The 14,517-nt window shown below is 42.3% G+C and carries 13 protein-coding genes and 1 pseudogene; 11 read left to right on the top strand and 3 right to left on the bottom strand.

The genetic code is table 11. The features are described from left to right. Nucleotides 1-61: 61 nt before the first annotated feature. The gene (locus U2718_RS29870) at nt 62-925 is read right to left on the bottom strand and encodes an SHOCT domain-containing protein (protein ID WP_342001100.1); all 864 of its coding nucleotides are present in this window, start codon (nt 923-925) and stop codon (nt 62-64) included. 244 nt (nt 926-1,169) lie between these two features. On the opposite strand from U2718_RS29870, the gene U2718_RS29865 reads away from it, so the two are divergent. The 7 genes from U2718_RS29865 to hetR all read left to right on the top strand — a co-directional run bounded on the left by U2718_RS29865 (nt 1,170) and on the right by hetR (nt 8,898). After that, complete coding sequence (locus U2718_RS29865; protein ID WP_342001099.1) at nt 1,170-1,604, top strand: helix-turn-helix domain-containing protein; 435 nt, start codon at nt 1,170-1,172, stop codon at nt 1,602-1,604. A gap of 29 nt (nt 1,605-1,633) precedes the next feature. Further along, the gene (locus U2718_RS29860) at nt 1,634-1,969 is read left to right on the top strand and encodes a PIN domain-containing protein (protein WP_342001097.1); all 336 of its coding nucleotides are present in this window, start codon (nt 1,634-1,636) and stop codon (nt 1,967-1,969) included. Between the two features lie 48 nt (nt 1,970-2,017). Then, nucleotides 2,018-2,167 (top strand): hypothetical protein, encoded by a 150-nt coding sequence (locus U2718_RS29855; protein WP_342001096.1) that lies wholly within the window; start codon nt 2,018-2,020, stop codon nt 2,165-2,167. A gap of 91 nt (nt 2,168-2,258) precedes the next feature. Further along, nucleotides 2,259-3,308 carry a zinc-dependent dehydrogenase gene (locus U2718_RS29850; protein ID WP_342001094.1) on the top strand — a complete coding sequence of 350 codons (1,050 nt, stop codon included), beginning with the start codon at nt 2,259-2,261 and terminating at the stop codon, nt 3,306-3,308. Nucleotides 3,309-3,436: 128 nt separating this feature from the next. Next, nucleotides 3,437-4,696, top strand: a complete 1,260-nt coding sequence (locus U2718_RS29845) for an inorganic phosphate transporter (RefSeq protein ID WP_342001093.1) — start codon at nt 3,437-3,439, stop codon at nt 4,694-4,696. Nucleotides 4,697-5,349: 653 nt separating this feature from the next. Next, entirely contained in the window at nt 5,350-7,260 is a 1,911-nt protein-coding gene (locus U2718_RS29840) for a DMT family transporter (RefSeq protein ID WP_342001091.1), read from the top strand. A gap of 738 nt (nt 7,261-7,998) precedes the next feature. Further along, nucleotides 7,999-8,898: a heterocyst differentiation master regulator HetR gene (hetR, locus tag U2718_RS29835; RefSeq protein WP_342001090.1), complete on the top strand. Its 900-nt coding sequence runs from the start codon at nt 7,999-8,001 to the stop codon at nt 8,896-8,898. Between the two features lie 223 nt (nt 8,899-9,121). Here the strand turns inward: hetR and U2718_RS29830 are convergent, their stop codons facing one another. After that, the gene (locus U2718_RS29830; RefSeq protein WP_342001089.1) at nt 9,122-9,838 is read right to left on the bottom strand and encodes a hypothetical protein; all 717 of its coding nucleotides are present in this window, start codon (nt 9,836-9,838) and stop codon (nt 9,122-9,124) included. 633 nt (nt 9,839-10,471) lie between these two features. On the opposite strand from U2718_RS29830, the gene rpsD reads away from it, so the two are divergent. Beyond that, the gene (gene rpsD / locus U2718_RS29825) at nt 10,472-11,080 is read left to right on the top strand and encodes a 30S ribosomal protein S4 (RefSeq protein WP_342001087.1); all 609 of its coding nucleotides are present in this window, start codon (nt 10,472-10,474) and stop codon (nt 11,078-11,080) included. 63 nt (nt 11,081-11,143) lie between these two features. On the opposite strand, the gene moaA is transcribed toward rpsD, so the two are convergent. Next, nucleotides 11,144-12,133, bottom strand: a complete 990-nt coding sequence (gene moaA / locus U2718_RS29820) for a GTP 3',8-cyclase MoaA (RefSeq protein WP_342001086.1) — start codon at nt 12,131-12,133, stop codon at nt 11,144-11,146. Nucleotides 12,134-12,474: 341 nt separating this feature from the next. On the opposite strand from moaA, the gene U2718_RS29815 reads away from it, so the two are divergent. The 3 genes and pseudogenes from U2718_RS29815 to U2718_RS29805 all read left to right on the top strand — a co-directional run bounded on the left by U2718_RS29815 (nt 12,475) and on the right by U2718_RS29805 (nt 14,480). Then, nucleotides 12,475-13,653, top strand: coding sequence for a phosphoserine transaminase (locus U2718_RS29815; RefSeq protein WP_342001084.1), 1,179 nt, complete (start codon nt 12,475-12,477; stop codon nt 13,651-13,653). Between the two features lie 155 nt (nt 13,654-13,808). Then, a complete protein-coding gene (locus U2718_RS29810; RefSeq protein WP_342001083.1) occupies nt 13,809-14,135 on the top strand; it encodes a DUF433 domain-containing protein in 327 nt (108 codons plus the stop codon). A gap of 3 nt (nt 14,136-14,138) precedes the next feature. Continuing rightward, nucleotides 14,139-14,480: pseudogene (locus U2718_RS29805) on the top strand (DUF5615 family PIN-like protein). Nucleotides 14,481-14,517: the final 37 nt, after the last annotated feature.

The raw sequence follows: 14,517 nt of genomic DNA, 5'->3' as shown, positions 1-14,517 counted from the left end.
TGCGGTCGCCTCACTGATGGGAAGAGACAATCGCAGCCACAATCTACTTAAATGCTGACTTTTAGACAAGCAACCCTAGTTTTTTCTTCTCGAATTCTTCATGGGTAATGATTCCAGCATCTCTAGCGTTCTCAAGCTGCTTAATTTTTGCAGCAAGTTCGGATTGCTTCTCTATCGCAGCCTTCTTGCTCTCATACTCCTCTTGTGTCAGGACTCCCGCAGCAACAGCTGCATTGAGCTTAGAAATTTGAGCATCCAATTCTGAATTAGAAGATTCTCGCATCAATTCAGCCTTTTTCATCTCAAATTCACCCTGGCTTAAAATTCCTGCATCAAGTAAGCCCTTGAGTTTTATAAGTTTTTCTTCAGTATTGGCATTCTGCTTACTAGCTTGCATCTGAGCTTCCATTTCCAGCTTTTTGGTGTTGTAAGCAACTTCATCAATGAAGCCCTGTTCATAGGCATCTTTAAGCTGTTTGAGTTTCTCTTCCAAAGTGCTTTGAGTCTTCATGACAACTAATTCTTGAGTAGACTTAGCTTTTTCGCCAAACATCACTTTCTGATCGATGAAATTCCACAAATCACTCTCTATCTTCTTCGACCAGCCTGCTGTAAAGCCACTGATAAGTAGAGTAGCACCACCTGTCAAAACTGCTGCAATGCCGCCAGCGGCTAGATTTGATGCCCATTCACCAGTGCTAAGTTCCACAGAAAAATCATTCGTTTGTCCTTGAATCAAAACGTTGAATGCTCTGGATGCACCAACCGCTTTCCGCCACATCTCGGTTTTTGCAGCTTGCAAGAACCAAGCTCCGTCCGTTCTATTAGTTTGTGTCTGATAACCCTGTTCAGTGAACCAGGTTTCAATATCTCTAAACAAAGCATCTAGATCCCGATTTTTGTTATGGTAAGTTTTTTTAGCCATATTTTTCCCTTATGAATACTTGTATGCAGGATTTTGCAATCTGCCTTGCTTATGATTCCCTACGTCTAAGCCGGATTCACATTGACAATGCATAACCCAAACTTTTTACCAAAGTCGAGAAGAACAATTAGCCTTAAACTTATAGCTTATTTTTCGGATATTTCGTTTATGTAATATGTAGTATGTTATTCTGAATGAGCTAGAAGTATAAAGCATCATGTTAAGGCAACCAACAGAGTCAGTAATGGCTAAACAGCAAGAAGTGGAATCTATCAAGCAATTGGCACGCATACTGACACATGAAAGCTCCCAAGCAAAACTTGTAGGAGCTAACGGAGAAGAGATTTACATTCCTGAAAGTCTTTGTCAAGTGCTATGTCAAGTTTTCAGTGCAATGGCATCTGGTAAAGCTATATCTATAGTCTCCCAAGAGCAAGAGATGACAACACAGCAAGCTGCTGACTTTCTCAATGTTTCACGCCCCTATTTAATCAAGTTATTAGAACAGGGTGAAATCCCTTATATCAAGGTGGGTTCCCATCGGCGTGTGCGCTTAGAGGATTTGAGGAAGTATAAGGAACAGCGTGATAGTAAACGTCGGAAAGGGCTGAAAGAACTGACTCAGTTTCTGCAAGATGAGGGGTTCTATGATGAGGAGAGTTACGAATTAGACCAGTAAAATGGCTTTTCTCTCTGTAGTGTTGGACAGTGTTGGACTCCTGTGTCCTCTTTCCTATGCCTTTATGCGATACCTTATTACGTGCTGCTGAAGCAGGATTATACCAAGTTCATTTTTCACAAGAAATTTTAGATGGTGCTACTCGTAACCTTATTAACAAAGGAAGAATGACAGATGCCAAGGCAACACACTTTCCGGAAGCGATGGTGGAAGTATCCGATCGCCTAATTGCAGCGATGATAAATCATCCAAGCGATCACCATGTTGTTGCTGCTGCTGTCGTTGCTCAAGCAGAAGTCATTGTTACTTTTAATTTCAGACACTTTCCAGCAGAGGCATTAGCTCCTTGGGGTATTGAAGCATGACATCCAGACGATTTTCTGGTTTACCTTGACAACCTTTTTCCGGAAAAAATGATACAGGCAATTCAACAACAATCTGAGGATCTCAAAAATCCTCCCATGAGCGTGATTGAGTTGCTTCAAAGATTAGAAATAAATAATAAAGTACCGAAATTTGTAAGTAAAATTCGAGAGCGTGGCTTGGATGATGTTTTGTCGTAACACCAGCATTACAAACAAAAATTTCAAAATTCATAGCTTAAAGAACGCCTGTAGTGTTAAATCTAAGATCGTTGAGCGGTGAGAGATCAACGTGAAAGCACAGGTATTTAGAGGCGTCAATCAACTTTCTTACGAAGATATCCCCGAACCTACACTCCAAGCAGATGAAGTTCTGGTACAAGTGCGGGTAGTGGGATTGTGTCAGTCGGATATTAAAAAGATTCGTTATCCCTTATATGAACCACCGCGCATCTTTGGACATGAAACTGCGGGAACCATTGCAGCAGTGGGTGCAGAGGTAAAAAACTGGCAAGTTGGGCAAAGAGTAGCAGTGATGCACCATATCCCTTGTATGCGTTGCGATTACTGCCTAAATGACAATTTCTCGATGTGCGATACCTATAAAAATATCTGCACTACAGCAGGATTTGCACCCAGTGGGGGCGGTTTTGCCGATTATGTGAAGGTTCCTGGTCATATTGTCCGCAATGGTGGGTTAATTCCCATCCCCGATAATATCAGTTTTGAAGAAGCAAGCTTTGTTGAACCAACTAATTGCTGTCTTAAGGCAGTGAAAAAAGCTCAAATTGCTCCTGGGCAAACAGTTTTGATTACTGGGGCGGGGCCAATTGGGTTAATGTTTGTGATGTTGGTGAAATATTTTGGGGCGAAAGCGATCGCCACCGATTTACTACCGTCGCGCATTGACAAAGCTTTGGCTGTGGGTGCAGAAGCGGCATTTGATGCCCGCGATGCCGATCTACCGAATAAAATTAAAGCACTCACCAACGGTATGGGTGTTGATGTCACTCTGCTTGCCGTTCCTAGCGAAAAAGCTTTCTTCCAAGCCCTAGATTGTACTCGCAAAGGCGGTAAAATCCTCTTTTTTGCCGAGTTTCCTGATGAAGTGGAAATTCCTCTTAACCCGAATATCCTCTACCGTCGAGAAATTGACTTGATCGGCAGTTACAGTTCATCTTACCGCTTGCAAAGTCTATCGGCAGATATTGTCTTTAATCGCCGCATTGACGTGCAAGCATTAATTAGCGATCGCTATCCATTAAAAGATTTATCTCAAGCTGTAGAACAAGCGATCGCACCTACGCCGGATACGTACAAGATTTTGATTTATCCACAATGATTTAGGTATTGGAAATTGGGGATTGGGTACTGGGGATTGGGGATTGGGAAAAATTTTCATTTACATTCCCCTTGTCTCCTTGCCCCCTTGTCCTCTTCCTAGCCCCTAACCTCTAGCCTCTAGCCCCTATGCTCATAGTTGCCTTACTAGCTTTCTACCTCGCCTTCAACCTTGGCGCAAATGACGTTGCTAACGCAATGGGAACGTCTGTAGGTTCCAAAGCAGTTACTCTCAAACAGGCATTGATAATTGCTGGTGTATTAGAATTTACAGGTGCTGTTCTGTTTGGGCATAAAGTCTCGGAAACTCTAGCAACAGAAATTGCTAACCCCAGCTTATTTGTCGATACGCCACAAATGTTAGTTATTGGCATGGTGACGGTGCTGATCAGTTGCGGTTTATGGCTGCAAATTGCCACCTCACGGGGTTTACCTGTTTCTTCTTCTCATGCTACTGTTGGCGCGATCGCTGGATTTAGTTGTGTAGCTTTTGGAATCAGTGCGATTGATTGGTCATCAATTGGACTCATCACTCTCGGCTGGATTGTCACACCGTTAATCAGCGGTACAATTGCTGCTTTATTCTACAGTCAAATTAAACGCTGGATTTTAGAGCAACCGCATCAATTAAAACAATTAAATGAGTGGATTCCCTGGTTAAGCACCATTTTGCTAGGAATATTTGGCGTTATTGTCTTACCATCTGTCACTCAACCAATCGCTAATTTTTTGATTGGGGAAGTAGGAATCAAAGTACCTGCCCATGATATTCCATTATTTGTGGGAGGAATTGCAGCAGTTGGGCTTAGTCTTTACAGTTGGCGACACTTGGATCGGGGGGAAAGCAAGCCAAGCCAATCCAAATTTCAAAATCCTGTTGAAAGTTTATTTGGGAAATTTCAGTTACTAAGTGCTTGCTTTGTTGCTTTTGCCCACGGCTCTAATGATGTTGGCAATGCGATCGCCCCTCTAGCAGCGATCAATTACATTAATGCTACTGGTAGCGTACCCATCAATGGCATTACTATTCCCATCTGGATTTTAATTTTAGGCGGTGTTGGCATAGTTACTGGCTTGGCTATCTGGGGCAAAAAAGTTATTGCCACAATTGGTGAAAGTATTATTTCCTTGCAACCTAGTAGTGGATTTTGTGCTGAACTTGCAACTGCTACCACAATCCTACTCGCCTCCCGTCTAGGGCTACCCGTTTCCACTTCTCACGCTCTTGTCGGTGGTGTAGTTGGTGTTGGATTGATACAAAATCCTCAGTCAGTTCAATTGAAAACTCTTCAAGGTATCGCTGCTGCTTGGCTTGTGACTGTTCCTGTTAGTGCTGGACTAAGCGCTGCTATCTTCAGTATTGCCAGAATTTTAGATTTACAATTTTAGATGCAGAGTCAAATAACCTGGCAAAACCTATAAGTCAGAGAATTAAGCACTTCAATCAAAGAATTACAAATTCTTCAATCTGTTCCCTATCCCCTGCTCCCTGTGTTTCTTAAAAGTACAGGCAAGTTATACCAATTTTGGATTTTGGATTAAAACCATTGATTAGTAGGCTTGTCCAGAATTTTGAAACAAGACTCCCGCTTGCCTTTTAGTGTTACGCAAGTATTTCTTACCGATCATTATTTTTTTAAATCAGTCTTGATACTTTCACTAATACTGTAGATAGATGTACTAAAAAATACATTACTTTTACTTAAAATTATGCGGTCACGCGCTGTATGTAATCGTCATAAACAAAAAAGCCGTTTCTTATAGAAAGCAGTTCTAGTAGATTATTCAGGAAGTGAAAACTAAAATAGTGAGTAATCTTTCAAGAATCGCATGATAAAAATAATACTTTTAAATTCTTATATGAGAATTCAGAAAAATCATGGATTAATGTGATATTTTTTATCATAAAAAACAACCCAGAGTAATCGTTGATTTTAACTAAATGATTTATCTGACACAATATGGGAAATATTTAAGAAGCAAAAACGGCGACTAAGTGAATGAAAAGCAGCTTGACTGTTAAGGATCAGAGGTAAAAACCAATGGGGCGATTTGAGAAGCGATCGGAAAACTCCCGAATACAAGGTGATCCATTTGGAGACGCAGATACTGCTTTACGAGCTTTAACTGATGAATTGCAAATTATTCAAAGGACTTTACTCAAGTCTTTGCGGGAAGATGTCAAACAACTGCAAGGAGACAAAATTCGCTTAAGCGAGGATGTCAAACGTCTGCAACAAGAAAAAGAAGAACTGCTTCAGGGTTTGCAGGCAAGTGAAATGCAAGGATTGTTGCGTCAGTTAGCTCAAGTCTTAGCAACTCATATTTCCTCGCAACTCCAATCCTCACTAGAAGCTTTCGCTACTCAAGCTATTGAACCAAGTAGTGAGGGCAGAAGTAACTCCATAACCGAAAACGAAGTCAGACAACTGCTTGGATCTTTAGATGATAGTCTCACCATCACTTTTCACACTCTCCAACATGAGTTGAAAAATTATCAAAGCAGCCTTTCCCGACAATTGTCTCAGATGTCGATGCAACAACGACAAGGGGAAGAAATCTTAGCAGAGTTGGTGAATCGCTTACGCACAGAATTAGAAAAAACCACAACAGAATCTCTTCCAACTGTAATCCAAGCAGCATCAGCTATTGAGAATGAATTTTTTCAAAAAGGGCAGCAAGGTGGCTTTGAGGCTGTGACAAAATTGCAGGAAGATACCATGATCATAGAACCTAAAACGCCACAAACAAGTCTACCATCCACACCCTCAACAGCTAGTTCTCTTGTACCAAGAAAGCTACAAAACAGCGACAATATATCGCCTTCATCTTCTGCAATAACAATTACACCATCCCAGCCGCCATCGGTACCCAAGCAAAAAGTTACACCTACACCAGCACCAGCACCATCAATGCCAGTGACAACAACATCGTTGTCTGTAATTGGTGTTTGCTTATTAGTTTTATCTACGGTGGTTTCATCGCTGTATAACATAGCTATTAAAGTAATTTTCCATTCAGATACTCAGATCTTTGGAGTATTTGAGGTAAAGCAGCTGTTACTGCCAACGCTAGGTAATATACTGTTGATTTTAACACTGAGAATGGCAGTAGTTGTACCGATGATGTTGGTGCTAGCTCCCATACTACACTCCCAAGTCTGGGAAGACTTACAAACCTTGATGGAGTCCTCACAAAAAAAGCGCTACAAAGCTAATAGCAAATCTAAGCAAGTATTGCTTTTATCCGCACTGAGTGGATGCTTTTTATTTTTATCGCAAGTATTAATCTATTCTGCTGTTAGTCAAATTGCCACAGGAGAGGCGATCGCCTTGTTCTTTATTTATCCAGCAATTGGTGGGCTATTGGGGTGGTTTTTATTTCGCGAACGCCCTACTTCTGTTGGTTTGGTTGCGATCGCTTGTATTTGCTTGGGGCAGATGTTGGTTTTAGGAGCCTCTACAAGTATTGGTACGGATGTTGCTGGCGGTGGAATCATAGCGATCGCCTCAGGAGTAGCTTTTGCCATCTACGTGATTCTGACTCGTATCTGTGCTGCAAAAATACACCCAGTAACTTTTACATTGATCAACTTCGCTACTATGCTCCTACTATCCTTCGTTAGTTTGATACTCACACTACCGACTGACTGGAGCCTTCAACTTCAATCCAACAATTTCATAGAGTTAATTCTCAGTGCTTTCATCTTAGGTGTATTCACCCTATGCGGTTATCTGTTTAATAACGTTGGTATTCGCAAAGTAGGAGCTTCGCGTTCCTCACTTTTAGGTGCAACAGTTCCTGCTTTAACCACGATTTTCGCTGCGTTGATTATTCAAGAAACCTTGCAACTAGTACAAGTATTAGGAGTTGTATTTGTGACTTGTGGCGTAGCTGCTTTTAGCTATGAAAAAATGCGAAACAATACCAAAACTTCTCAAACAACTAGCTAATCAAAATCTAAAGAAAAACCAAAATTTTAGAAAAGCCTTTGGGGAGAAACACAAAAATTTTACAAAGCTGAGACATTGATAGAGGTTTAAGCCGCTTTAGAAATAAACGTTTGCACCAAAAAAGCAAATTTGTAAATGTTTTTACATATGAGCTGAATGAAAATTGCTAAGATAACCAAAAATCTTTATAAAAGACCAAAGGTTTCTTCTGCGTTGAATCATCACCTTAAATTTGAGGACTATGACTTTCCCTCAAGACAGCCCACCTTACAATCAAAACTTCACCATAATTTTGGCAATCCAAAACAGTTCGCGATACATATTGTGTTCTGTGATTGGCTAGAAGTACTAATGGCAAAGAGTTGGTCAACTCACGGTTTGCTGGGAATGGGAAATTTATTGTTGTTGTATCCTCATACTTGACTAAATTGCTATGATTTTCTGACAAAAAAATTTGCTTCTTCACAAGCATTGTGAGCTTCTAATTACACACATTGCCCAAACACAGACGTTTGGGCAAAACTTGCTTACAACGCCCCCAGAAGAAGAATTTGAATCAGGTAGACAATTCTGCCAAATTGCCAGAAAATACTGAATAAATCACTATTATGACTACCAATAATTCACATTGTTAAAGCATAATAGATCATCTGAGTAAAACATCGCTTTCAGTCGGGTGTATATCACATAATTCTCATTGACTGAAAACTGTAAACGTGCTAAACGGCTGTCTGTAATATGAGTAACGACGTAGATCTGATTAAACGCCTCGGCCCCAGTGCGATGGATCAGATCATGCTTTATTTGGCTTTTAGTGCCATGCGGACAAGTGGACACAGGCATGGGGCATTTTTAGATGCAGCCGCAACCGCAGCTAAGTGTGCCATTTATATGACTTATCTAGAGCAGGGACAAAACCTGCGCATGACAGGGCATTTGCATCACTTAGAACCGAAGCGGGTAAAAGCCATTGTCGAGGAAGTTAGACAGGCATTAACTGAGGGCAAATTGCTGAAGATGCTCGGTTCTCAAGAACCGCGTTACCTCATTCAATTTCCTTATGTCTGGATGGAAAAATATCCTTGGCGTCCAGGACGTTCCCGTGTACCTGGTACAAGTCTAACTAGCGAAGAAAAAAGACAAATTGAGCAAAAATTACCGCAGAATCTTCCTGATGCTCAGTTAATTACTTCCTTTGAATTTCTAGAGCTAATTGAATTTCTGCACAAGCGCTCACAGGAAGACTTGCCCAAAGAACACCAAATGCCTTTGAGTGAAGCCCTAGCGGAGCATATCAAGCGCCGCCTGCTTTATTCTGGTACAGTAACTCGCATCGATTCTCCTTGGGGAATGCCCTTCTATGCTCTGACTCGTCCTTTTTATGCTCCAGTTGACGATCAAGAGCGCACTTACACCACAGTGGAAGACACAGCTCGCTACTTTCGTATGATGCGAGATTGGGCAGAAAAAAGACCAAATACCATGCGAGTTTTGGAAGAACTGGATATTCCACCAGAAAAGGTGGAGCAAGCTATGGAAGAATTGGATGAAATTATCCGTGCTTGGGCAGATAAATATCACAAAGATGGAGGAGAACCAACAATTTTACAGATGGTTATTGGTAAAAAAGAAGACTAACTCTCACATACAAAAAAGCTGTCTTTATATTTATATTGGGAAATTGATAGCAGTAAATACCCGTACCTTGAGTCCACCAACTGGTGGATTCAAAGCCAAGATTATTGTGCTAAAGAAAATAGATACTGGCTTATAGAGCAAGATCCCAATCAGATCCCCTTTAACCCTTCATATACTATTAGGATTTGGGGAAACTGACTTATTGAAGATAATATTTTTAGTACTATCTGGGATTGAAATTCTCTGGTGGAACTGAACTTGGTTCTACCGGAACTGTATTTGGATTTTCCGGGGGAAATGTATTTGGTTCTACCGGAGTTGGTACAGTTTCAAAACTTGGTTGAAATGGTGTATTTGTGGGGTTGGCAGGAACAAAAGATGGCAAAAAGCCGGTAACCCCGAAATCGCTACCATCAATACAAGTATTCAAAGCTTGGGATGGATCTAAGTCGTTTGCTAAACGCAAACCCACCACACACTGAGCAAAGCGCACTGGCAACAAACTGCGACTGCAATAATCTAATACTGCTGGATTAACTGTCTCCTTCGTATTCTGACTAATAGAAACTACACATCTACGTAAATCATCAGGACGCCGCGCTTGGCGACAACGAGGAAGGGCATCCACTGCGGCAATTTGCGTCTGTCGTTCAATTCTAGTGACGCAGGACGATAAATCTCTGGGACGCAAAGCAGCTGCACAAGCTTGTGATGCTGGTTCTATAGCGATTCCCGCGTTTACAAGTTGATCTGCACAAACACGATAATCCTGAGGATTCCCGTAAGATTCGTATGAAGCCATACTGGGAAGAACCATTGCTACCCATCCCAGCATAGTCAACGTTGGTGCAGTTATAACAGTGCCAACAGCTCTCCAAGGGGCTAGTTTAGCTTTGAGCATAAATTTGTGTGGATATTTGCTGTTTCTTCTTTGTAGCATTTCCGTTCTGCTCCAATCACCCAATGTTATGCTATCCGATCTTAAAAGTTTGCTTGCGCTCCTTCCATTAAAATCAATGGTATTTCGGCAAGAAGCTTTAGAGTATGCCAACCCGCCAATAAGTGGAAGGCAGAGGGCAATCCCTACGAAACAAGTTTTACTTGCTAAAGATGAAAAAGGTTTTTTCTCCTCTACCCCTAAACCCTTACACCCCTACACCCTCTTTTAGATATAATGCGTAATGGCAACCTAAAATCTAAACCAAAAAGTACTGCAAAACTAATACTTGAGGTTTAAACAGTACGACGAGGCACGTCGAAGCTGGCTCTTAGCTAATAAGAGTGAACGCTTGGCAGGCACTGTGTTGGGGAGGCAGTCAATTACCCATTAAAATTTTTGAGTGATACAACCGCTTCTCAGAGATTTAGAGGGTTTCCTCCGTTGCAGAAACTACTGTTGACTCTGCTCGACGGTCTAACCAGTGCTCTAGACAAAAGCAACTTTAACATGGTGTAGGTAACTACATCAGATTTGAGTACGCGCAATCAACCAAGAATCTCTGCTCTTTTCGTCAGAGAATGTCACAATAAAAAATTTGGCAACATTTGAATCAGGATTAGATTAAGGAAACTCATGTCCCGATACAGAGGACCACGTCTTAGAATTGTACGTCGCCTGGGCGAATTGCCGGGATTAACTCGTAAAAGCGCCAGACGCTCTTACCCCCCCGGACAGCATGGACAAAACCGTAAAAAGCGCTCTGAATATGCTATCCGTCTCGAAGAAAAGCAAAAACTTCGTCTCAATTATGGCTTAACAGAAAAGCAACTACTGCGCTACGTGCGCAAAGCCAGACGTGTGACTGGTTCTACCGGTCAAGTGCTGCTACAACTGTTAGAAATGCGCTTGGATAACACAATTTTTCGCTTGGGTATGGCTCCCACTATCCCAGCAGCCCGCCAACTAGTAAATCACGGACACGTCACAGTGAACGGTCGTGTCGTTAATATTGCCAGTTACCAATGCCGCCCTGGAGAAGTTATTGGCGTTAGAGATAGGGAAGCGTCCAAAAAGTTAGTGGAAGCTAACTTGCAATATCCCGGTTTGGCAAACCTGCCCAGTCATCTAGAGTTTGACAAAAATACTTTAGTTGGTAAAGTCAATGGGGTGGTTGAGCGCGAATGGGTAGCTCTAAGTGTTAATGAACTGCTCGTGGTGGAATACTACTCACGACAAGCCTAAGGAAAGGATGAAGGATGAAGGATGAAAAATCTAATATTTCAGACTTCAAACTTCAGACTTTATTTACCCGCCAATTTGCGACATGGTGCGAGTATAAGCACCTGTCCTAGTTCCCGCAAAGCGCTGTTTAAAATTAATTTCTGGCTTGAGTGCCAATAATTCCCTCACTTGCTCCCGTAATTCAGCAGTACTGATGCCTGCACGAAGAGCAGTTTTTAAATCTATTTGCCCAGTTTCATTTAACAAACACGGACGCAACCAACCATCAGCAGAAAGGCGCATCCGGTTACAACGATCGCAAAAACACTCCGACATCTGACTGATAAATCCCAGTGTTCCCTTCGCTCTCGGAATCTGAAATACATCAGCAGGCCCGCTACCACGTACTTTACTTTCTGTCAATCCCCAACGTGCGCGGATGCTTTGCCGTAACTCTTGCGAAGATATCCAACCGCGATCGCCAAATAATTGAGCATTGCCAATCGGCATAAATTCAATAAATCGGACGTGCCATTGTTTATCAATGGTTAAGGCTGCCAGATCTAAAACTTCGTGGTCGTTGACATTGGGGATCACGACTACATTTAGTTTTAGGGGATCAAAGCCTACACGATAAGCTGCTTGAATTCCATTCCATACATCTTGCCAATGCGATCGCCCGCGATTGCCAATAATTTGGTCAAAAATATCGGGATCGAGAGAATCCAAACTGATATTAATGCGCCGCAAACCAACATCGTAGAGGCTTTGTGCCATTGGAGCGAGTAAAAACCCGTTAGTCGTCATTGACAAATCTTGGGTTTGGGGAAAAGAAGCGATCGCTCTCACCAACTCCACCACACGTGGACGTAAAAGCGGTTCCCCTCCAGTCAATCGAAACCGGGTAAATCCAACAGGAATAAACACCTCTTCAATCAGGGTGAGCAGTTCCTCATCAGTCAATAAATTTTGCTTGAGAATGTAGTCTAGTTCTGCTCCCTCTGGCATACAGTATTGACAGCGGAAATTACAGCGATCAATTAAACTAATTCGGAGGTAATCTACCTGGTTCATGATTTAATAGAGTTATATTATTGTCTCTATAAGTAAAAACACGATTTTGTCAAGTTAAAATTTCTAGTTATTTTGTAAATTTTACTGACTTTCTTTTAAGCTAGCTTGAATTTGACTAGTTTGCTAATTTAGCTTTGCTCAATCAAAATATCAATTATGCAACCTCTGCATACTTCTGAACGTTGAACCTCAAATTTTGCTTATATTCTTTTGAACAAACGCGTATTAATCTGGCATGATCTTTCCATTCGTTTCTAATTTTTTATTGAACATGTACAGACCCGGTTTCTGATAGGAACCGGGTTTCTTGTCCTCCATTTGTGATTTCGCAACTTTAACGTATGTTAGCAACTCTTACTCCTCCAACCACCAAGCCTAGCCGTCCGCATTTTTCCTCAGGCCCATGTGCCAAACGTCCTGGCTGGACTGTTTCTGCTCTGCAAGATGCTTTTGTAGGGCGCTCTCACCGTTCCGAAGGTGGGAAAGCCAAGCTCAAAGAAGTGATTGAGCTATCCAAGAAAATTTTGGGTGTACCCGCAGATTATCGCCTGGGTATAGTCCCCGCTTCCGATACAGGTGCAGTGGAAATGGCGCTGTGGTCAATGCTGGGAAAACTGCCCTTAGATATTTTGGCATGGGAAAGCTTTGGTCAAGAATGGGTAAAAGATGTAGTGGATGAACTACAGTTGCCCGATACTCGCATTCTCAAAGCACCTTACGGGAGTTTGCCAGACTTAGAGCAAGTCGATTTTAGCCACGACGTAGTATTTTTGTGGAATGGAACTACTTCCGGCGTTCGCGTACCGAATGGCGATTGGATTGCCAGCGATCGCGCAGGGCTAACTATCTGCGATGCCACATCAGCAGTTTTCGCAATGGACATACCTTGGGATAAGTTAGATGTAGTCACCTATTCTTGGCAAAAAGTCTTGGGTGGAGAAGCCCAGCATGGCGTCATAGTCCTTTCTCCCCGCGCTGTAGAACGTTTAGAAACCTACAAACCATCACGTCCCTTGCCCAAGCTATTTCGCATGGCCCAAAAAGGCAAGTTGATTGAAGGGATTTTTCAGGGAGATACCATTAACACCCCATCAATGTTGTGCGTAGAAGATGCATTAGATGGGCTGAAGTGGGCAGAAAGTATTGGTGGACTTTCTGGTTTAATTAGCCGCAGCCAAGCTAACCTCGCAGCTATTGCTAAATGGGTAGAGCAAAGTAGTTGGGCAGACTTTTTAGCTGAAAATCCAGAAGTTCGTTCTTGTACCTCAATTTGTCTCAAGATTACTGATGCTTGGTTTACTGAGTTAAGCCCAGAACAGCAAGGACAATGTGCGAAAAAACTAGCTAAACTCCTGGAAAAGCAAGAAGTAGCTTATGATATTGCTGCCTATCGGGCGGCACCTCCTGGAATCAGAATTTGGGGTGGTGCAACAGTCGAAACCGCAGATATTGAAGCTCTGTTACCTTGGTTAGATTGGGCATATGCTACTGTAAAAGCCGAGATGAAAGAAGCAGTATAGGTAAAGTAGGTAACAGGGTACAGGTTACGGGGAACAGGTAAAGTTGAACTCGTCTGTCCCCTGTATCCTATCCTCATCCTAAGAGTGCGATACTCCTTGCACCCTTGATAAAATTGTAAATACTGCCTTCCAATAAATTAGAGGATTTACATCCCGTGACACTCAAAGACTTAGAGCAATACCTTCTTGCCCTCAGTCCTAGTGAAAAAGTGCAGGCTATTGGGCTACTCGCTCAAAGTCTCAGTAGCAACTGGCAAGGAATTGAAAAAACCCCTGGAATCTGTGGTGGAGAAGCTCGTATTGCCAAGACTCGTATTCCCATTTGGGTACTTGTGGAAGCTCGCCGTCTTGGATATACTGATGCCGACCTTTTGAAGAGCTATCCAACCATCACAGCCACGGACTTAGCTAATGCTTGGACATACGCAGAAGCTCACCCTGATGAAATCGAACTGGCTATTGAGCGCAATGAAGTAGCCTAGCCGATGGCACGCTTTTATGCAGATGAGCAGTTTCCGTTCTCGGTTGTGGAATTATTGTGTACTTTGGGGCATGATATTTTGACAGTGCAAGAAGCAGGCAATGCAGCTCGAGGTATACCTGATGAAGAAGTATTGGCATTTGCCATCAGCTAAGAGCGCTCGATATTAACTATTAACCGAGATGATTTCATCCGGTTGCATCGTCGTGACTCCAACCACTTCGGCATTATTGTTTGCACTAATAATCGAAACTGGAAACAATTTGCAGCACAGATAGATGAGGCTGTGACAGCAGAGGGAACTTTACAAGGAAAACGGATTCGTGTGGTACGTCTAGCCAATTGAAGAAGGCAAGCTGCGATCGCTTGCTTGTGATTTGTCA

Source organism: Chlorogloeopsis sp. ULAP02 (genome assembly GCF_038404745.2).
Classification (GTDB): Bacteria; Cyanobacteriota; Cyanobacteriia; order Cyanobacteriales; family Nostocaceae; genus Chlorogloeopsis.
This window is presented reverse-complemented; position numbering and strand designations above follow the sequence as displayed.

Bases quoted from the DNA above. Each gene is read 5' to 3' on its own strand.
- moaA (WP_342001086.1), bottom strand. From the start codon at position 12,133: ATGAACCAGGTAGATTACCTCCGAATTAGTTTAATTGATCGCTGTAAT.
- hetR (WP_342001090.1), top strand. From the start codon at position 7,999: ATGAGTAACGACGTAGATCTGATTAAACGCCTCGGCCCCAGTGCGATG.
- U2718_RS29840 (WP_342001091.1), top strand. From the start codon at position 5,350: ATGGGGCGATTTGAGAAGCGATCGGAAAACTCCCGAATACAAGGTGAT.
- U2718_RS29855 (WP_342001096.1), top strand. From the start codon at position 2,018: ATGATACAGGCAATTCAACAACAATCTGAGGATCTCAAAAATCCTCCC.
- U2718_RS29815 (WP_342001084.1), top strand. From the start codon at position 12,475: ATGTTAGCAACTCTTACTCCTCCAACCACCAAGCCTAGCCGTCCGCAT.
- U2718_RS29870 (WP_342001100.1), bottom strand. From the start codon at position 925: ATGGCTAAAAAAACTTACCATAACAAAAATCGGGATCTAGATGCTTTG.
- U2718_RS29845 (WP_342001093.1), top strand. From the start codon at position 3,437: ATGCTCATAGTTGCCTTACTAGCTTTCTACCTCGCCTTCAACCTTGGC.
- U2718_RS29830 (WP_342001089.1), bottom strand. From the start codon at position 9,838: ATGCTACAAAGAAGAAACAGCAAATATCCACACAAATTTATGCTCAAA.
- rpsD (WP_342001087.1), top strand. From the start codon at position 10,472: ATGTCCCGATACAGAGGACCACGTCTTAGAATTGTACGTCGCCTGGGC.
- U2718_RS29865 (WP_342001099.1), top strand. From the start codon at position 1,170: ATGGCTAAACAGCAAGAAGTGGAATCTATCAAGCAATTGGCACGCATA.